19 protein-coding genes are annotated in these 18,147 nt (G+C 38.4%); 8 read left to right on the top strand and 11 right to left on the bottom strand.

The features are described 5' to 3' along the window. Positions 1-55 precede the first annotated feature (55 nt). Positions 56-649, bottom strand: coding sequence for a LysE family translocator (locus F886_RS06230; protein ID WP_005303012.1), 594 nt, complete (start codon positions 647-649; stop codon positions 56-58). A 361-nt stretch (positions 650-1,010) separates the two neighbouring features. Here F886_RS06230 and F886_RS06225 point away from each other — a divergent pair, with 361 nt between their 5' ends. Then, positions 1,011-1,583 carry a DUF2062 domain-containing protein gene (locus tag F886_RS06225; protein WP_034590948.1) on the top strand — a complete coding sequence of 191 codons (573 nt, stop codon included), beginning with the start codon at positions 1,011-1,013 and terminating at the stop codon, positions 1,581-1,583. Between the two features lie 31 nt (positions 1,584-1,614). Here the strand turns inward: F886_RS06225 and F886_RS06220 are convergent, their stop codons facing one another. From F886_RS06220 to F886_RS06210, 3 genes are all read right to left on the bottom strand, one after another. Continuing rightward, positions 1,615-2,487 carry a 5'-methylthioadenosine/S-adenosylhomocysteine nucleosidase gene (locus F886_RS06220; RefSeq protein ID WP_005303008.1) on the bottom strand — a complete coding sequence of 291 codons (873 nt, stop codon included), beginning with the start codon at positions 2,485-2,487 and terminating at the stop codon, positions 1,615-1,617. Between the two features lie 143 nt (positions 2,488-2,630). Then, entirely contained in the window at positions 2,631-3,821 is a 1,191-nt protein-coding gene (apbC, locus tag F886_RS06215) for an iron-sulfur cluster carrier protein ApbC (protein ID WP_005303005.1), read from the bottom strand. A 145-nt stretch (positions 3,822-3,966) separates the two neighbouring features. After that, the gene (locus tag F886_RS06210; protein ID WP_005303003.1) at positions 3,967-4,467 is read right to left on the bottom strand and encodes a hypothetical protein; all 501 of its coding nucleotides are present in this window, start codon (positions 4,465-4,467) and stop codon (positions 3,967-3,969) included. 393 nt (positions 4,468-4,860) lie between these two features. Here F886_RS06210 and metG point away from each other — a divergent pair, with 393 nt between their 5' ends. Then, on the top strand, positions 4,861-6,927 hold the full coding sequence (gene metG, locus F886_RS06200; protein WP_005303001.1) for a methionine--tRNA ligase: 2,067 nt from the start codon (positions 4,861-4,863) through the stop codon (positions 6,925-6,927). Between the two features lie 108 nt (positions 6,928-7,035). Here the strand turns inward: metG and F886_RS06195 are convergent, their stop codons facing one another. The 3 genes from F886_RS06195 to F886_RS06185 form a co-directional block, all read right to left on the bottom strand. Further along, positions 7,036-7,371 carry an EF-hand domain-containing protein gene (locus tag F886_RS06195; protein ID WP_004794282.1) on the bottom strand — a complete coding sequence of 112 codons (336 nt, stop codon included), beginning with the start codon at positions 7,369-7,371 and terminating at the stop codon, positions 7,036-7,038. Then, on the bottom strand, positions 7,352-7,540 hold the full coding sequence (locus F886_RS20425) for an NF038215 family lipoprotein (RefSeq protein ID WP_005302999.1): 189 nt from the start codon (positions 7,538-7,540) through the stop codon (positions 7,352-7,354). The genes F886_RS06195 and F886_RS20425 overlap by 20 nt, the downstream gene beginning before the upstream one ends. A 162-nt stretch (positions 7,541-7,702) precedes the next feature. Next, entirely contained in the window at positions 7,703-8,326 is a 624-nt protein-coding gene (locus F886_RS06185; RefSeq protein ID WP_005302997.1) for a LysE family translocator, read from the bottom strand. Between the two features lie 178 nt (positions 8,327-8,504). Here F886_RS06185 and F886_RS06180 point away from each other — a divergent pair, with 178 nt between their 5' ends. The 5 genes from F886_RS06180 (at position 8,505) to F886_RS06160 (ending at position 14,145) form a co-directional block, all read left to right on the top strand. Beyond that, positions 8,505-9,074: a TetR/AcrR family transcriptional regulator gene (locus F886_RS06180; protein WP_002120318.1), complete on the top strand. Its 570-nt coding sequence runs from the start codon at positions 8,505-8,507 to the stop codon at positions 9,072-9,074. Continuing rightward, a complete protein-coding gene (locus F886_RS06175) occupies positions 9,071-10,714 on the top strand; it encodes an MFS transporter (RefSeq protein ID WP_005302995.1) in 1,644 nt (547 codons plus the stop codon). Before F886_RS06180 ends, F886_RS06175 begins: the two co-directional genes overlap by 4 nt. Positions 10,715-10,754: 40 nt before the next feature. Beyond that, positions 10,755-11,882 (top strand): HlyD family secretion protein, encoded by a 1,128-nt coding sequence (locus F886_RS06170; RefSeq protein ID WP_005302993.1) that lies wholly within the window; start codon positions 10,755-10,757, stop codon positions 11,880-11,882. A 64-nt stretch (positions 11,883-11,946) separates the two neighbouring features. Further along, positions 11,947-12,828: a 1-aminocyclopropane-1-carboxylate deaminase/D-cysteine desulfhydrase gene (locus F886_RS06165; protein ID WP_005302990.1), complete on the top strand. Its 882-nt coding sequence runs from the start codon at positions 11,947-11,949 to the stop codon at positions 12,826-12,828. A gap of 117 nt (positions 12,829-12,945) precedes the next feature. Continuing rightward, positions 12,946-14,145 (top strand): BaiN/RdsA family NAD(P)/FAD-dependent oxidoreductase, encoded by a 1,200-nt coding sequence (locus F886_RS06160; RefSeq protein WP_005302988.1) that lies wholly within the window; start codon positions 12,946-12,948, stop codon positions 14,143-14,145. 1 nt (position 14,146) lies between these two features. Here F886_RS06160 and F886_RS19660 read toward each other — a convergent pair whose 3' ends face one another. From F886_RS19660 to F886_RS06150, 3 genes are all read right to left on the bottom strand, one after another. Continuing rightward, entirely contained in the window at positions 14,147-14,317 is a 171-nt protein-coding gene (locus tag F886_RS19660; RefSeq protein WP_005302987.1) for a hypothetical protein, read from the bottom strand. Between the two features lie 128 nt (positions 14,318-14,445). Next, positions 14,446-16,122 (bottom strand): mechanosensitive ion channel, encoded by a 1,677-nt coding sequence (locus tag F886_RS06155; RefSeq protein WP_005302985.1) that lies wholly within the window; start codon positions 16,120-16,122, stop codon positions 14,446-14,448. Positions 16,123-16,343: 221 nt separating this feature from the next. Beyond that, complete coding sequence (locus F886_RS06150) at positions 16,344-16,577, bottom strand: hypothetical protein (RefSeq protein WP_005302983.1); 234 nt, start codon at positions 16,575-16,577, stop codon at positions 16,344-16,346. A 290-nt stretch (positions 16,578-16,867) separates the two neighbouring features. Between F886_RS06150 and F886_RS06145 the strand changes: the two genes are divergently transcribed. After that, complete coding sequence (locus tag F886_RS06145) at positions 16,868-17,287, top strand: hypothetical protein (RefSeq protein WP_171056780.1); 420 nt, start codon at positions 16,868-16,870, stop codon at positions 17,285-17,287. 48 nt (positions 17,288-17,335) lie between these two features. Here F886_RS06145 and F886_RS06140 read toward each other — a convergent pair whose 3' ends face one another. Further along, positions 17,336-18,097: a ferredoxin--NADP reductase gene (locus F886_RS06140; protein ID WP_005302981.1), complete on the bottom strand. Its 762-nt coding sequence runs from the start codon at positions 18,095-18,097 to the stop codon at positions 17,336-17,338. Positions 18,098-18,147 lie beyond the last annotated feature (50 nt).

Here is an 18,147-nt window from a genome sequence, read left to right as displayed (position 1 = left end):
TTATGAAAACAACGCTTGAGCTACTCTTCTCGATAAGAATAGCTCAGCTGTACATTTAAAGGTTCAGTAAAGCAGAATAACTAATTGGAATTGAAAAGCTGACTAAAACAAGTGACGCTGTTCTTTGTAAATTAGTTTGATTTAACCAACCCACTTTCTTAGATGCTAAAACTGAACCCAAGAAAATCCAGAACAACGCAATTGGTGTAATGAGTGCTAAGTAAGCCATCATATGAACCAAATAAATATGAAAATCACTCCATGCAGCTACCGGAAAAATTGCTGAAGCAAAGAGTAAAGCTTTTGGGTTCAATAAAGTTGCACAGAATAATTCACGAGCACGGATTGTAGGCTGATTTAATTCAACTTCTTGATTTGCCCTATGCCATAACTTAATGGCTAAGAAAATAATATAGCAAGCACTCAACAGCTTAAGAATAGGCGGCAGCAAGGGCAATGTGTTAGACACTTTCCCAATTAGCATTCCCCATGCAGAAATAGAGATCACGTAACCCAAAACTTCTGCTGGAATAAGTTTTACTGACTTCCGTAGCCCTACTTGCACGCCTGAAGAAGCAAGCAAAGTGTTAGTTGGACCAGGGGTAAGTAAAATTGTGGCTACTAAGCCAATAAAAAGCCATGAAATCATTGAATGACCTCACAATATAGTCATCTCAGATTAATAGATATCCGGTCACATGGCAAAAGGTAATTGTAAGACAAAATTTTTCAAATCTTTTTTAAGTCCATATAAAAACATTAAAAACAATTACTTATAAAATTACTAGAAAAAGCAGTAAAGAAAACTTTACGGTCAGTTGTTATGCTTTCCAAATAATTTCGTACTTAAGTAACATAAGTATTTTTATTTTAAGTCTATTTTTCCATCAAAAGCCTTTATAATAAAAAATATATAGTGATGGTAAGTTTAAATTTTAAGCTTTTAATAAGTTTCAATTCATATATTGTTTCTGATTTTTTTATATAGAGCACCGCGCTCTACTACCTTAATGATTATGGCAAAGCACTTTTTTCAATCTTGGCTTCCCTCACCCGAGAAAGTTTCAAATATGAAATTTCTAAGGATTTTTGGTAAAAAGACCTTGAATCCTGTGCTTTGGTATGTCAATCGGAAATCGATTACCCGAGCTGTTTTTGTCGGAACTTTTTTTGGTTTACTGCCTATTCCTTTTCACAGTGTATTTATTGTGATGGCGGTCTTACTATTCGAAGTCAATTTACCAATTAGCTTAATGCTGGCTTGGCTAAGTAATCCTCTTACTCTAGTTCCAATTCTATATATTGGTTTTTGGTTTGGTGCACATATTTTTCATGTGCATATGATTAATAAAGAAATGTTGCTAGGTGTATTGCACCAAATTTCCCGCTGGATTACTCATTTCGGGCATGGACACATTGATTTTAGTCTCGCGAAAATTTTGATGACAGGTCTAGTGGTCGAAGCTTTCGTATTTGCCGTCATATTATATCTATCTACAGAAATTTTCTGGCGTTGGATGGTTATTAAAAACTGGAAAAGTAGACACCGTCATAAAAAGCAAGAAGAAGAAGAAGTTTTATAAAACTCCAAGCTTCTTGCTAAGTCTTAAATTATTATTTTGGTAGTTTTGATTTCATATATTCTTCAGCCACATTAAGTACATACTCTTGGCAAGCCTCTCCTGTACCAGGGTCATAAGCTCCGTTATTCGTAATATTATTAGATAAAATTCGAATGCCTAAAAACGGAACATTCAACTGACTTGCAATTTGTGCAACTGATGCTGCTTCCATTTCCTCAACTGAAGTGCCATAACGCTGATGGAAAAATTGAATACGATCAAGTTCGTTATTCCAAACATCTGCTGAACCAATCGTTCCCTCAACCACCTCACCTTTGTCATAACGGACTTTATGAGCCGCCATTAATAGCTCTTGATCACCTTCAAATTTGCGTATTGCAATCGGTTCTGGATCAGACTCCTCTGTTGGCAAAACATCAAAAGCTTCAACCCAAGTGAGTGAATTTGACCCAGCACCCAATGGCTGTTTAGGAGTTCTAAATGCACCAATATTGGTCGCATATTTTCCTAAAACAATATCGTAAACGTGTAGATCTGGGTCGTGCCCACCTGCTGTTCCCTGATTAATGATCGCAATCGGTTTATAACGCTCAATAGCTAAAGCAGTTGCAGCAGCAGAATTGCTCATACCCATACGGGTTTTAGAAATAATCATTGGATAACCGTTATAGGTACCCTTCCAGAATTTCCACCCACCAATTTCTTCAACAGTCTTATTCTCTAATTTTGAAGCCATTTTTTCCGATTCTACTGGCAAAGCACCCTGAATAATAATCGGCTGTAATTTCTGTTTTTGATCCTGAACTGTTGGTGTTTGTGAAACAGAAGAGTCATCATTATTGCATCCGACTAAAAATAAAGCGCTACATAAACTGATTACGCCAAAAGCACATTTAAATTGCATTTTTTACCCTTTCTTTTTAAAAAGTGTAAAGTAGCAATCTATATGCCAATTTCAAGTTTAGCTTTGTTATTAAAATTCAGTAATTTAATTTTCTATTTTAACCAGGCAATAAAAAACCCGACTTAAAGTCGGGCTTTAATAAGTTAAAAAATCCGCTTGTCATCACGTGTACGTTGAGGAATTTTTTCAATTTGTTCCCACATAACTTTAGCAATATCAATATAACTATCAGCCGCATCATCCATTGCTACAACACTAGGTTTACCCTGATCGGCATGCTCACGGATCTGAGCGTTTAAAGGTAAACGACCTAACAATGGAATGTGGTACTGTTCAGAGAGCTTATCACCACCACCAATACCAAAAATTTGTTCTTCATGACCACAGTTAGAACAAATATGGGTCGACATGTTCTCAACGACACCTAATACCGGAATGCCAACTTTATTAAATAACTCAATCCCTTTTGTAGCATCCAGTAAGGCAACATTTTGTGGTGTAGTCACAATGATTGAACCAGTCACTGGAATACGCTGTGCAAGCGTGAGTTGAATATCACCAGTACCCGGTGGCATATCAATCATGAGCACATCTAGATCAGGCCAAAGCGTTTGATTAAACAATTGCATTAAAGCACCCGTTGCCTTTGGTCCACGCCACGCGACAGGTGTGTTGTTATCACCAGTTAAATGTCCAATCGATAACACTGCCATTCCATAGGCATCTAAAGGCACGAAATTTTCACTTTCAATAAGAGGAGTTTTGCCAGCATTGCCTAGCATTGTCGGAATACTTGGACCATAGATATCTGCATCCAAAACCCCAACCTTAAGTCCCATTTTTTGCAAAGCAAGTGCTAAATTGACCGTAGTTGTCGATTTACCAACGCCGCCCTTACCAGATGAAACTAAAATAACATGCTTAATGCGTGGATGAAGTGGAACATCTCTTTGTTGTGGAGCGGCTTTTTGAATAGGGGGATTATTCGGATCTGGTTCTGATTTAGGTGAAGCATCTAGTACAGGAGGTAAGTTTGAACTTTCCTGTGTAGGACGCTTCTGTTGCACCACATGTAGGTTTAGTTCTTCAATACCACACTTTTCTAAAGCCCCAGCCAAATCATCATGAATTTGCTGCAAGTGCTCTTTTTCATCAGGAAAGGTATTAATTGTAAGTTGTAATACACGACCCTGAACTTGGAGCTGACTAATGCGATCTTTTAAAGCATCTTTTGAATGAGGTAGTAAATAATTTTGGAGTACGGTTTGGATTTCATCTTCTTTCACTTCTTGGGCGGGTGAAAAAACAGACTTTAGTGAAGAAAGCCAAGACATATTGTTTACTCCAAAAACAGATCATTACAGCTTAATGGAGATAGTGTAACAGTATTGGTCCGCACTCGCTCACCTTGGGATGAATAATTACTCACTTACAATCTCATCTTTTAGGTGAGGAGTGCAGATTTTAGTTTAGATCAGCTTATTCAGCAGAATCATGGTTTTTCAATTTATTTAACTTATCAGTTGCTGTTTTCTTTAACTCGTCAAATTTTGCTGTTGCTTGAGTTTTTAACTCATCAAACTTTGTTGCAGCCTCATCTTTTAGCTCTGCTGCCTTAGCTTTGGCATCATCAAGTTTATGGCTTGCCTCAGTACGTAAATGATCGAACTTGTCTTGCAGAGTGTGCTGAGCATCTTCAAGTTTGCCTTTCAAATTACTTGCTTTATCTTCAACCGCCTCTTTACCAGCCGCTTGCTTCTCTTTTACATTTTCCTTTAAATCATCCAAAGCTTTTTCGCCTTGAGCTTTTGCATCTGCCGCTTTTGCCTTTAATTCGTCTACTGTATTTTCAACTGCTTCTTTACCAGCAGCCTGTTTCTCTTTTACATTTTCCTTTAAATCATCTAAAGCTTTTTCACCTTGAACTTTTGCATCTGCCGCTTTTGCCTTTAAATCATCTAATTTATTTTCAGTAGTCATCGTTGTTATCCTCTTAGTTAATTAAAAAATTACCTGAATAAGTTATTAGTTATACATCGTTATGGCTTGTTTTCTGACCGTAACTGCAATTTGAAACAAAGACAATACAGGAAGATTCAAATATTTTTCGATTTGTTTATCTGTTCTAAAGAGAAATAACTTTGCAATTAAAACCCGATTTTTACGAATACTCATTGTTACCCAATAAAGATTATTATCCCCCCACTCAAGCACAACTCTCGCCTTGCGCTTGGGCAAAGATTATTAATCTTTGCTTATCCCACCACTCCAGCTTAGCTCTCATCTTGCACTCGGACAAAGCGTTGCTTTGTTTTTCCTCCTTCATCAGTTAAAATCTTCCACCTTATAAATACGAATGAGAGAATGAAATCCGTGCGTAAAATTTTAGTCACTAATGCCCTTCCTTACGCTAATGGTCCAATTCATATGGGTCATTTACTCGGTTACATCCAGGCAGATATCTGGGTTCGTGCCATGCGGGCAATGGGTCATGATGTGACTTATGTATGTGCGGATGATGCTCATGGTACTGCCATCATGCTACGTGCTGAGGCAAACGGTATTAGCCCTGAGGAGCAAATTGCGAACGTTCAGAAAGAACACATTCGTGATTTTGACGGTTTTGGCGTACATTTCGATCACTATGATTCAACTCATAGCGATGCCAATAAAGCACGTTCAACAGATATCTACATTAAAAACCGTGAAGCTGGAAATATTGCAGTTCGTCCTGTAACTCAATTATTTGATCCAGAAAAAGGCATGTTCTTATCTGACCGCTTCATTAAAGGTACATGCCCAAAATGTAAATCAGAAGATCAATACGGCGACTCATGTGAAGTTTGCGGTACGACTTATAATGCAACGGAGTTACTTAACCCGCGCTCGACTTTAAGTGGGGCAACACCAGTTGAAAAATCTTCAGATCACTATTTCTTTAAACTACCGAACTTTGCTGAGTATTTACAGAAATGGACCCGTGATGAAGGTCGCTTACCTGTTTCGATTGCAAACAAACTTGATGAATGGTTTGAAGCAGGTTTAGCAGATTGGGATATTTCTCGTGACGCACCATATTTTGGTTTTGAAATTCCAGATGCGCCAAATAAATATTTCTATGTTTGGGTAGATGCCCCAATTGGTTATATGTCTAGTTTTGAAAATTACATCAAAGCGGAACGTCCAGATTTAAACTTTGATGATTTCTGGAAAAAAGACAGCCAAAACGATGTTTACCATTTCATTGGTAAAGATATTGTTTATTTCCACGCATTGTTCTGGCCTGCAATGTTGGATGGTGCAAACTATCGCACTCCAACTGGTCTTTTTGTAAATGGTTTCTTGACTGTGAACGGACAAAAGATGTCTAAGTCTCGCGGAACTTTTATTAAAGCAGAGACTTACTTACAGCATTTAAACCCAGAATATTTACGTTACTACTTTGCCTCTAAACTTTCAGATAAAGTTGAAGACTCTGATTTAAATCTTGATGATTTTATTCAAAAAGTAAATTCTGACTTAGTCGGTAAAGTAGTCAACATTGCTAGTCGTTGCGCTAAATTTATCAATAGTAGCTTTAACAATACTTTATCTGCTGAATGCGCAGAACCTGAATTGGTACAAAGCTTTATTGATGCAGGTGATTCAATCGCAAGTGCATATGAAGCACGTGAATTCTCACTAGCTATTCGTGAAATCATGGCGCTTGCTGACCGTGCAAACCAATATATTGACGAGAAAAAACCTTGGGCACTTGCTAAACAAGAAGGTCAAGAGCAACAAGTTCTTGATGTATGCTCGGTTGGTATCAACTTATTCCGTCAATTAGCAGTGTACTTAGCGCCTGTTCTTCCAACTTTGGCTGAGCAAGTTCAAAGTTTCTTAGAACTTGAAAGCTTTAATTTCGAATCACGTAAACAAATTCTTGTAAGCCATGAGATTGCACAGTTCCAACCGCTCATGCAGCGTGTTGATCCAAAAGCTGTTACCGCAATGGTGGATGCATCTAAAGAGTCTTTAGGTACTCCTGCTCCAGAAGCAACTAAAGCAACGGCGAAAAAGGACAAAGCTGCCGAGAAAAAAGCTGCCCCTGCTCCAGCATTGGGTGAAGCTGAAATTATCGGTATCGAAGACTTCTTAAAAGTTGACTTGCGTGTTGCTCAAGTAGTTGAAGCTGGTACAGTTGAAGGTTCAGATAAATTACTTCAATTGACGTTAGATGTTGGTGAGGCTGAACCACGCAATGTATTCAGTGGCATTCGCAGCCAATATGCACCAGAAGATTTAAAAGGTAAATTGGTCGTCATGGTGGCTAACCTTGCACCACGTAAAATGCGTTTTGGTATTTCAAACGGAATGGTACTTGCTGCTGGAAATGGTGAAGGTATTTTCATTATTTCTCCAGATACAGGCGCGAAACCAGGCGATAAAGTTTCTTAATCTGTCTTAATAAAAAAGCTTCCTAAATTGGAAGCTTTTTTATTTTTGAAATATCAAAACTGAGTGAATTAAAATATTAAATAAACTTAGGAAGCCAGTGCTTTCAAATTATGACCACGGCCAGCCTTCACAAGGGTTATTAAATAAAACATGTATGTTTCCTAACTCCTCATTTGTTAAATAACCGTTCTTATTTTCATCTAGATAATGAAATAGCTCTGTTTGCTTGTTTTCACCTTGAAAACGTTTATCGCTCGGCCAGTTGTAAGGATAGAAATCTTCAACACGTTGAAATTCTTTTAGGCTATACATGCCATCATGATTTAAATCATATTTTTCCTGAAAAAGTTTCCAATCTAAAGAAGCAGGCTCACATGCATTTACCATATTCAAAATACAGTAAGTTGCACATCCAGCAAGTAACTTAATAGTTAGCTTGCTCATGATTATTCACTTGTATATCGGAAATTTTATAATCCTTTTCATGAACCGGAGTACCCACAATACTCATGGTCCGCTCATTTGCTGGCTGTTGCTTGCTCATTGTTCTCATCTCACATCCTGTAGTTAAGATGAGAAAAACTACAGAAATGCTCACCATTAGTTTTTTCATAACGTGATCCTCATTTCTTTTTGTTTTATTTATTAAGTTACCACTTTTAAAGTGTTTAAGTGCTAAAAAAGATATTTCAATTTGTATATATTTTACGCAAAAATAAAGCCAGACTATAAATAGCTGGCTTTGGATTTTTTAGATATTTTAATTAAAGACTTATCATTTGAAGAAAATTAACTTTAAGCCTAATACACTCACAATACTTCCAGCGACTCGGTCAACGCCAGTTTTTGCTTTTAAGTACATTGTTCTAGGCTTCTCTGAAGAGAGCAGCATTGCCACACATGAATACCAACCCGCATCAATCATAAAACAAATCACTGGTAATGCGACGTAGTAATAATTTGGAATTTCTTTTGGCAACAAAGCAGTAAATACACTCGCTAGAACAACTGCAATTTTCGGGTTGCTTAATTGTGTAATCAAACCATAACGATATGCCTGCTTATAGGTCATTTTTGATTTGGCATCATTTTCAATGGCAATTGGTTCTTTGGCATGTTTAATAATTTTAAAAGCCAGCCAAAGCAAATACAGCCCACCACCAATTTTTAAAATCAAATATGCAGAAGGCACAGCTAATAAAACTGCTTGTAACCCCATAACAGCTAATAGGCCAAACAGAGCTGCGCCTGTCCCCGTCCCTAATGCTGTAAATAACCCATGTTTACGTGATTTAGAAATTGAATTTTGCGCTACATAAATAAAGCTTGGCCCAGGGCTTATTGCTCCAAGCATCAATGCCATAGCAATTGAAAAAAGAGGAATAAGGGACTCAAACATTGTATTGACCTAGCATCACGCAATTGCGCGGTATTCTAACAGCTTTTTATGACGCATATAAAAATGCAGAAGATATAAATGATGAAAATTGAATTTTCATGTTTTTACAATTTATATCTTCACAACGGACAAAAATGTCCGTTAAATATATCACCTTTGAAACTCCCCAATCGATGACATGAGTAAACGTCAAAAAATTGCTGCCCACAATCGGGATGAATTACTCAATGCAGCCGAAGAATGTTTTCGTATTCATGGCATTAATGTTCCCTTACAAGTTGTAATTGACCACGCTGGTGTTGGCAGAGCAACTTTTTACCGCAACTTTTGTGATCGCAAGGCTTTAATTAGCGCGCTTCTAGAGCGTGCGATTACACAGCTAGAGCAAAAAGCAGCTCATTTTCAACAATTCGAGGACGGTTTATTTCGTTTAATTGAAGGACATATTGGGCAACTTCCCAAGCTCGCAATTTTGCAAGATTTTTGGAGAGTAATTGATCGACAAGACCCAATTATGTTAAAAATTTATGAACGGCGAAATAATGCACTTAACCCACTGATTGAAAATGCGATAGAACAAAAACTGTGCCGAGCTGATCTAACTGCTGATGACTATGCAATGGTCACGGCAATGTTGGGTTCTTCATTTCAAGGACATGAGCCAGAAGAACAGACTCGCTTAGCAAAACGAGCAATTGAATTACTATTTCATGGTATTCAAATACAAAAAATTCGAGGGATAGAATGAGTAAAACGCCTCGTTATTTAGAAACACCACCCGACTGGACACCAGAAGAGCAACCGACTCTACCTGGTTCACCAGCAGCTATTGCTCACTCTGTACCTAAGCGATTTATTTACTTTTTTATTGGTTTATTTATCGCCCTTTCGGCAAGCTTAAGTAATGGTTTTATTACAGCAAACTTACCCTTAATCCAAGGTGAATATGGCCTGACGCCTTCAGAAGCTGCTTGGTTGCCTGCGGCATATGTCATGGCAAATGTCAGTTCAAACCTGATTTTATTTAAAGCCAGACAACAATATGGTCTGAGAGTATTTTCAGAAATAGGGCTTGTCATTTTTATTGCCGTGCTTGTTTTGCATATTTTTGTACACACCTATGAAATGGCACTATTCGCTCGGGTTGTCGCAGGTTTGGCTGGTGCACCACTAAGCTCATTAGGTATGTATTACACCATGCAAGCTTTTAAAAAAGCAGACATGGCAAAAGGAATATATATCGCCTTCGGCTTTCAGCAACTTGGCGTACCGTTAGCTTGGATTATTTCTCCATTTCTTGTCAGTACAGACAGTTGGTCTGTTCTTTACACCTTTGAGCTTGGTTTAGCACTTTGTTGTTTAGCCATGGTTGTTTCATTGAAATTACCACGTAGCTTACGAATATATGTTTTTGAGAAACAAGATTTCTTTACCTTTGCTTTATTGGCTCCCGGTTTTGCATGCTTATGTATTGTGCTCACCCAAGGTCCAATTTTATGGTGGTTTAATAGCGAATGGCTCGCTTACGTCTTGATTGCAGGTTTTAGCTTAGTTGTTTTAGGTTTGCTCTATGAACACTATCGCGCCAATCCATTAATTATGACACGTTGGCTAGGCGCCTCTTCAACCTTGCGTTTCATTTTTGGTGCTTTTGCTATTCGACTTTTAATGTCTGAACAAAGCTACGCTGCTGTTAACTTCTTAAAAACAATGGGAATGGGTCCCGACCAATTTGTACCCCTCTATGTTGTCATATTGGTAGGGATTTTAAGCGGAACACTTTTTAGTGCACTTACCTTTTCACGCGAACGAATTATCTTCCACTTACTTTTTGCAGAGTTCCTCATTCTGGTTGCCTGTGGACTAGATTATCACCTAACCAGTGATGTCCGACCTGTGAATTTCTTTGCAAGTCAGTTTTTAGTCGGTTTTGCTGGTGGTCTATTTATTGGCCCACTGCTTCTGATTGGCTTTGCGCAAACGCTTGCTAAAGGCCCATCTTACGTAGTGACCTTTATCGTATTATTTTCTGCGACCCAAACTTTCGGTGGTCTTGTTGGGTCTTCTTTCTTCTCGACCTATCAACAACACCGCACGCAAAACTATCAAGTCGAGATTATTAAAGATTTAGAACAAGCAGATCCTCTAGTCGCTCAAAGGCTCTCGACCTATCAACGCAGTGCATCCATCACCACTACTGACCCAGCATTACAAACAGCTCAATCCATGCGCTCACTTAATCAAGTGGTCACTCGTGAAGCCCAAGTGCGTGCCTACAATGATGTTATTGCTTTAAACGGTATTTTTGCCGTCGCCCTACTCTTATGGGGTGGATTTAATATTGCACGTAGTAAATATCTACAACGCAGAGGAATTAGCCGTCCTTAATGGCTTTCGTATTTGATGAAATAGAAATTGAGATTGATATATGCCAGATGATCAAAACAAACCGGAACCAACACCTGCTCAGGCACCTGCCAACGAGCCAACACCTGCACCTGCACCTGCACCTGCAAGTAAACTGATTCCGACAAAACGCTCAACACTGTTATGGATGTTAGGTGTTCTTATTGTCGGTATTTTAGTGATTTTATGGGCTTGGAGAATCGGCCCGTTTGCAACGAGTGTTCAGCAAACTGACAATAGTTATGTCAAAGGTAAAACCACGATTTTATCGTCCCAAATTAATGGTTACGTTAAAGATGTAGTCGTTAAAGACTTTGATCATGTCAAAAAAGGTCAAGTGCTCATGCATATTGATGCGACTACTTATGACCAAAAAGTAACACAAGCAGCATCAGGTGTTGAGCAAGCTAAAAATACCTTAGCCAATCAAACGCAATCCATTGCCCAAAAACAAGCTGATATTGTGGCGGCACAAGCCAAAGTGGATCAAGCCAAAGCTCAATATGAACTTTCTTTAGCCCAGCTTAGACGCTATCAACAGCTAGGAAATAGTGGCGCAGCTTCTAAATCTGAGCAAGATAAAGCCGCAGCAGATGCTGAAAATAATCTTGCAGCACTTAAGCAAGCAGAAGCTAATGTATTAGTTGCAAATGAAGCACTTAAAACAGCACAAGTTGCAAAAACTGGTTTAGAAGCACAAGTTTCAAGTGCTAAAGCACAGTTAGACCAAGCACAAACCACCAAAGACTATAGCGTTATTGTTGCTCCGATGGACGGCCAACTTGGTGAAGTTAACCCTCGTGTTGGGCAATATGTAGCAGCAGGTTCTCAGTTACTTTACTTAATTCCACAGCAAACTTGGGTAATTGCCAATTTCAAAGAAACCCAAATTGCCAATATGCGAATAGGTCAGAAAGCATGGTTTACAGTCGATGCGATGAAACACAAAAAATTTACGGGACATGTTGAGCAGATCTCACCTGCTGCGGGTTCTGAGTTCAGTGTGTTAAAACCTGACAATGCAACAGGTAACTTTACCAAAGTTGTTCAACGAATTGCCGTACGCATTACTATTGATCCAAATCAAGAAGGAATGGAGCATTTACGCCCTGGCATGTCCGTGGTTACTTCTGTCGATACAAATTCGTAAACAGCTTTTTAAAGTTCTATTTAAAAAGTTACAATGTGGTCAATCATTATTTTCTCAATTTCTAATGTTTGATCACATTGCTCAATCAGTTCCTTATCAACATATTCGACTACCTAATCCCCTGCATCTCGACATTAAGCGGCTAGATTTAATTCATCCCCAAATTTCGGGTAATAAATTTTTCAAATTAAAATACAATCTGCTTGCCGCAAAACAACAAGCGTTATCAGGCGTTTTGACTTTTGGTGGGGCTTATTCAAATCATATTGCTGCAACTGCGTATGCAGCTCATCTTTTTGGCTTTAAAAGTGTAGGCATTATTCGTGGTGAAGAATTAGCCATCCAGCCTCTTAACCCAACCTTGGCAAAAGCTCAAAGTTTAGGAATGCATTTACATTTTGTCTCACGCACTGAATATCGCTTGAGGGATGACGCAAACTACCTTCAACAATTACACAATCAATTTCCTGAAACTTTCATTATTCCTGAAGGTGGTTCTAATGAGCTAGCAGTACAAGGATGTCAGGAAATTCTCAGTCAAAGCGATTTACAAAACTATGATGTCATTTGTTGTGCAGTTGGAACTGGAGGCACGATTTCAGGACTCATTGAACGAAGCGCACCACATCAAAAGGTTCTAGGGTTTTCAGCATTAAAAGGCGACTTTCTACAACAAGAGATTCAGCAGTGGACTAAAAAACAGAATTGGTCGCTGACAGATGCTTATTGCTGCGGTGGTTATGCGAAAACTTCATCTGATTTACTAGCATTTATAGAAAATTTCGAAGAACAATACGCTGTACCCCTTGAACCGATCTATACGGGAAAAATGATGTTCGGTCTGTTTGACCTTATCAAAAACAATTACTTCCCTGAAGGAACTCGCATTCTGGCAATTCATTCTGGTGGTTTACAGGCAGATATAAGAAATAAATCACATCAATAACTTACTAGCTTTTAGGTCGCATTGTTCACTACCGTGATAAATGTCTTTAGCATGACTAAGGCTCAGCATGATAGTATATGCCCCTTTTTAATTTTCAAGATTAATCGAGAACCTCTTATGTCTAACAGCCATGTTGATGTCATTGTCTTAGGTGCAGGTGCTTCTGGACTCATGTTGGCTGCACATGCTGCTAAACGTGGGCGCTCGGTTTTAATTTTAGAAAAAGCCAATAAAATTGGTAAAAAGATTTTAATGTCAGGTGGCGGTAAATGTAACTTTACCAATCTGTATGTCGAACCTGATAATTATATTTCTCATAATCCGCACTTCGTTATTTCTGCCCTGTCACGCTATAGCAACTGGGACTTTATCGGTTTGGTATGTGACTACAAAATTGCCTATGAAGAACGTAAACACGGACAATTATTTACGCTAAACGGCGCTAAAGAAATTTTAGAAATGCTTGTGAGTGAGTGTAATAAAACCAAAAATGTGGATATTCAAACCCATTGTGAAGTTGGGCAGATCGATCCATTAGAACAAGGCGGTTTTTCTATACACACGAACCAAGGTCGTTTTAGCTGTGATTCTTTAGTGATTGCCACTGGTGGCTTATCGATTCCCACATTAGGTGGTTCTGGTTTTGGCTATGAACTAGCACAAAAATTTGGCCATCAAGTTTTTTCAACTCGTGCAGGTTTAGTTCCATTTACTTTTTCAGATCACATTAAAGAAGTGACCACACGCTTAAGTGGTAATGCTTTGGATGTGACGTTAAGCAACTCAAAAAATAGCTTTACTGAAGCGTTATTATTTACCCACCGTGGCTTGAGTGGGCCAAGTTCTTTGCAACTTTCAAACTATTGGAACTCAGGAGAAAGTTTTAAAATTGACTTCTTCCCTAGCCAAGATTTAGCGACCTATTTAAAAGATAAAAAGAAAGCACAGCCGAAGGTTTTATTACGTACCCTTCTTAATGAGTTTACTGCAAAAAGTATTATCCAAGAGTTACAACAACTCATATGGTCAGAACAGAGCGAAACAGCGATTGGCAATATCAGTGATGCACAGCTAGATCATATTGCCGAGCAGCTACATGGCTTTGCAGTTAAACCATCTGGCACAGAAGGGTATCGTACCGCTGAAGTTACTTTAGGCGGAATAGATACAACAGAAGTATCTTCTAAGACCATGGAGAGTAAAAAGCAGAAAGGACTGTTTTTTGTTGGCGAGGTACTCGATGTCACTGGACATTTAGGGGGCTACAACTTCCAGTGGGCATGGTCTTCTGCCTATGCTGCTGCCCAATATGTATAAGCTAATTTGAGTTTTTCGAACTACTTGATGCGTTCGATGAATCTTGTGACTGAGAAGTAGTCTGTTTTGAGCTTTCCGACTTACTAAATACAAATTTATAAGCACTTGCTAAAAACCCTACCGTAATTCCGGCAATGACAATCGGTGCTAAAAAACGACCTGGTTTCTTCATCGTATTTTCCTCACTTATTTGTTTTTATAACGGCCAAAAAAGAACGACCACTCAATATAGAGTGGTCGAACTTATCACAAAAATCAAAGATTTTTTGTACTGTTCATCTGAAATTTAATTTAATTCCCTTAAATTTCATCATTTTCGCCTGTAGAACCAAACGGTTTATTCACTGGTGGTTGTGCTGGATTCACCTGTACAGAATCTGCTGGTTTTGCATCAGATGGAGCTGTTGATGGTGGCGTTGTTGGTGTAGATGGAGTTGTTGACGTAGTTGTAGCTGGAGCTGAACTACTCGGACTAGAAGGCGGTTGATAAAGAGGATTTGGTTGATTCGCTTCTTTTTTCGCTTTATCAAGCAAATCAGTTAAAAGTCGTTCTGCTGGTTGGCGACCACCTAAACCGAATGCAAGAGCGAAAGCCACGGCAACCGCGCCTAGAGTCAAACCAAATGCAAGGTTAACAATTGAATCTGCAATACCCATCGCTCTTAAACCAAGCGCAAGTACCAGACCAATAATTAAAACACGAACTAAACTAGCTAACCAACGCGAACTATTATATTCACCACGTTGCACCACATTCGCTACAACATTCGCTAGCCAGAAACCAATTACTAAAATTACAGCACCCAATAGAATGTTTGCACCGAAATGGATAAACATTGCAATGAGACCACTGATTTGATCGAAACCAAGACGGTCCGCTGCTTCAGATACTGCAAACAGCATCGTAAAGAATACAATTAGCCAGCCAACTGCATTAGAAACTTTAGTTTGACCAAAGAAGCGTTGTACATCTAATTTTGCAGGAATTTCATCAACACCTGTACCTGCAATGAGTTCAGCTACTAAGCGGCCAACAAAACGAGAAACAATATAAGCAACCAGTAAAATTAAACCAGCCGCAATAATGTTTGGAATTGCTTGCAAGATTTCATTTAGCATTGCTGTCGCAGGTTGAGAAATTGTCTCAATACCTAACGCTTCGAAAGCTACAATTAATGTAGTAATAATGATGATGGCAAAAACAAATGAACCTAAGAATTTGCCTACATTAGAGCTTTTAAAAAGACCAATTTTTTCCGCTTGAGCCTGAACACCTAAACTATTTACTAGACCTTCAACAATACCGCGTACAATTTTTGCCAAGATATAACCAACAAAAACGATAACGCCAGCAATAAAGATATTCGGTAAGAAAGCTACGGCGTCATTTACCATATTTTGAACTGGAATGAGTAAGCCTGTAAGTCCTAATATTGACAAAACAATCGGAAGGAAAAGTAACAATACAAGCCAGTAAAGAATTTCACCAATGTTCTGGCTAATTCCACCTACACCCACTTCACTGCTTAACTTATCATCGAGTTGGGTTCTGGATAAAACATTGGTAATCCCTGCCCGCACCAGTCGAGCAACGATCCAACCAATAAAACCCACCACCACAGCAGCAATAATATTTGGAATGTAGACCAGTACCTGATTTACCATGTTGCTGAATGGGCCACTCACGCCACTAATGTTGAGCACATTTAGAGCCGCAACAACAGCTAAAATCAGAATAAACCAGAATACAACCTTGGAGATCAGACCTTCAATATTTGGCGCTCTGCCAGTAGCTGAAGATAGTTTGGCATTGGTATTTACTTTTTGTAGAAGCTTTTTCACACCTGCTGCTACTAATAAAGCAATTATCCAACCAACCAATAAGATCACTACTGCAGCTAGGATAGGATGAAACTGATCCCAGTAATACATCGCATCAAATTGAGCGCCGCGAGGCCCATCAAAAAATTCATTCATATTGTTATGTCCTCAATTGTTATGTTCTTTTCAGTGTTATCTCTAGGAAACACCATTCGTTGTAAAAAATGACGATGAATGCGGTCTATCTCACATTATGTTTTGAATATTTTCTAATCAACACACTTCTGCACAAATACAACAAATTGATGCAAAAGGTTGCAAAAAAGCCTTCAGGTTTACACCTAAAGGCTTGATATAAAGTTAAACTGATTCTCTTATTACCCTGTGTAGGTCTTTAAATTCAAATCAGAACTACCCTTAATTACATGTGGTGTGGTCTCATTTTGAAATGCTCCTTCTTGTTTAGGAGTCTGGTTGTGGTCAGCAACCATATAGACAATAAGTGCAAGAAGAAAAAGCCCAACAATAATTAAAATATAAACTGGCAGTCTTCTTTTTTTCGCAGTTTCTTCAGGACTCGTCACATGAGGTGGTTTTGAAAAGTCATGCATCTTCTTTCCCCTCTTCTATTATCATTAACTTTATATTCATCATAGCAATTTGCTTTGTTGCATTGTGTGAAAAAGCATTATTGGAAGGTGTCTGTAGTTGCAAAACTCTACTTTTAAAATAATAAAAACAGTATAAAATTTGCACACATTAATTTAGACAATTAAAAATAATTTCTCTTTATTCACAAACTTCGTCTATGTCCCATTTGTAATACAATATGTTTTAGCGCTTACTTTTTATAAAATAGGCTATAATAAGCCCCCGTGTTTTAAAGCTGCTCTATTTTATGATGTATCGTCAGCAAAACGTAACTCTTGATCTCGACACTGACGTCACACATCAATGTTATATACACCAGACTAGAGATGAACATCTCATTGGTATTATTGAATTTAATAAACCAAGTTATGAACTCAAGTGGGGTGATCTGGAGTATTTTCGTCGTCGTACTGAAGAGTTTTCAGTGATGCCATTTCCTGACTGCATTAACGCCATGATTGTTGATATTCGTAATATCAATATTTTTCTGGACAATGAAGTTCCAATTTTACCTTGGCGTTTACTTGAAGAAGACTGCCCTGTTCGCTTAGTTGTTCCTCAAGATCGTTTGGAACATTATGCAGGCCTTTTTGAACCAACTTGGCTTTCAAGCGATGTAGACAGTGCAATTTCCGAAATTCGTGAATTTATGGATATGTTTGTCCATTAATAAACATATCCATAAAAATAATTTTAAAGTTCTTTTAATTGTCGTTTGTTACCAGTAATTTTCTACTGCAATATTTCCCTCACCTCGACGATTCATCGTCAAACCACGCCGCTTTAAAGCATCTTTCGTGTCATCTACCATTTCTGGGTTTCCACAAAGCATGACATGGCTTGTTGCAGGGCTCAGTTCTATACCAGCAACTTTTTCTAATTCACCATTCTCAATCAAAACTGGCAAACGATCATGTAACTGTGCTGATGGGTCACGAGTGATAATTGAAATAAATTTAAAACCGATGTGCCCTTCCCCAAAAGTTTCAGCAATTTCTTGAATACGATCGACATAAGCCAATTCAGCTGCGGTACGGACACTGTAGACCAAATTAATCTTTTGATATTTAGACCATGTATCGAAGTCTTGTAGCATCGACAAAAATGGTGCTAAACCCGTACCCGTTGCCAATAACCATAAATCATGTGGTAAAGGCTGTTGATAGCGAGCTAAAGTAAGATAACCATAAGGTATTTTTTCTAAGTAAAGCTCATCACCTACCTTCAAATGTTGAAGATTTGAAGTAAATGCACCATCAGGCACTACAATCGAGAAAAATTCTAGCGTTTCATCAAATGGAGAAGACACCACCGAATAGGCACGAACAACAAGTTCTTCTCCAACTTTCAGTCCAATACGCGCAAATTGCCCAGCCGTAAATTTAAAATGTGCAGGGCGAGTCATGGTGAAACTAAAAAGAGTTGGCGTCCAGCGGTGTACAGATAAAACTTTTTCTACGCTAAATTTTTCAATTGACATGATTTCAACGTGGCATGAAATAGTGCGCTCATGTTAGCATGACAGCCGAA

Origin of the sequence: Acinetobacter sp. NIPH 542, assembly GCF_000369825.1 — a bacterium.
In the GTDB taxonomy this organism is placed as follows: domain Bacteria; phylum Pseudomonadota; class Gammaproteobacteria; order Pseudomonadales; family Moraxellaceae; genus Acinetobacter; species Acinetobacter oleivorans.
This window is presented reverse-complemented; position numbering and strand designations above follow the sequence as displayed.

What these genes read in the sequence shown, in the direction of transcription:
- F886_RS06230 (WP_005303012.1), bottom strand. Translation starts at nt 649, where the DNA reads ATGATTTCATGGCTTTTTATTGGCTTAGTAGCCACAATTTTACTTACC.
- F886_RS06225 (WP_034590948.1), top strand. Translation starts at nt 1,011, where the DNA reads ATGATTATGGCAAAGCACTTTTTTCAATCTTGGCTTCCCTCACCCGAG.
- F886_RS06220 (WP_005303008.1), bottom strand. Translation starts at nt 2,487, where the DNA reads ATGCAATTTAAATGTGCTTTTGGCGTAATCAGTTTATGTAGCGCTTTA.
- apbC (WP_005303005.1), bottom strand. Translation starts at nt 3,821, where the DNA reads ATGTCTTGGCTTTCTTCACTAAAGTCTGTTTTTTCACCCGCCCAAGAA.
- F886_RS06210 (WP_005303003.1), bottom strand. Translation starts at nt 4,467, where the DNA reads ATGACTACTGAAAATAAATTAGATGATTTAAAGGCAAAAGCGGCAGAT.
- F886_RS06195 (WP_004794282.1), bottom strand. Translation starts at nt 7,371, where the DNA reads ATGAGCAAGCTAACTATTAAGTTACTTGCTGGATGTGCAACTTACTGT.
- F886_RS20425 (WP_005302999.1), bottom strand. Translation starts at nt 7,540, where the DNA reads ATGAAAAAACTAATGGTGAGCATTTCTGTAGTTTTTCTCATCTTAACT.
- F886_RS06185 (WP_005302997.1), bottom strand. Translation starts at nt 8,326, where the DNA reads ATGTTTGAGTCCCTTATTCCTCTTTTTTCAATTGCTATGGCATTGATG.
- F886_RS06180 (WP_002120318.1), top strand. Translation starts at nt 8,505, where the DNA reads ATGAGTAAACGTCAAAAAATTGCTGCCCACAATCGGGATGAATTACTC.
- F886_RS06175 (WP_005302995.1), top strand. Translation starts at nt 9,071, where the DNA reads ATGAGTAAAACGCCTCGTTATTTAGAAACACCACCCGACTGGACACCA.
- F886_RS06170 (WP_005302993.1), top strand. Translation starts at nt 10,755, where the DNA reads ATGCCAGATGATCAAAACAAACCGGAACCAACACCTGCTCAGGCACCT.
- F886_RS06165 (WP_005302990.1), top strand. Translation starts at nt 11,947, where the DNA reads ATGTTTGATCACATTGCTCAATCAGTTCCTTATCAACATATTCGACTA.
- F886_RS06160 (WP_005302988.1), top strand. Translation starts at nt 12,946, where the DNA reads ATGTCTAACAGCCATGTTGATGTCATTGTCTTAGGTGCAGGTGCTTCT.
- F886_RS19660 (WP_005302987.1), bottom strand. Translation starts at nt 14,317, where the DNA reads ATGAAGAAACCAGGTCGTTTTTTAGCACCGATTGTCATTGCCGGAATT.
- F886_RS06155 (WP_005302985.1), bottom strand. Translation starts at nt 16,122, where the DNA reads ATGAATGAATTTTTTGATGGGCCTCGCGGCGCTCAATTTGATGCGATG.
- F886_RS06150 (WP_005302983.1), bottom strand. Translation starts at nt 16,577, where the DNA reads ATGCATGACTTTTCAAAACCACCTCATGTGACGAGTCCTGAAGAAACT.
- F886_RS06145 (WP_171056780.1), top strand. Translation starts at nt 16,868, where the DNA reads ATGTATCGTCAGCAAAACGTAACTCTTGATCTCGACACTGACGTCACA.
- F886_RS06140 (WP_005302981.1), bottom strand. Translation starts at nt 18,097, where the DNA reads ATGTCAATTGAAAAATTTAGCGTAGAAAAAGTTTTATCTGTACACCGC.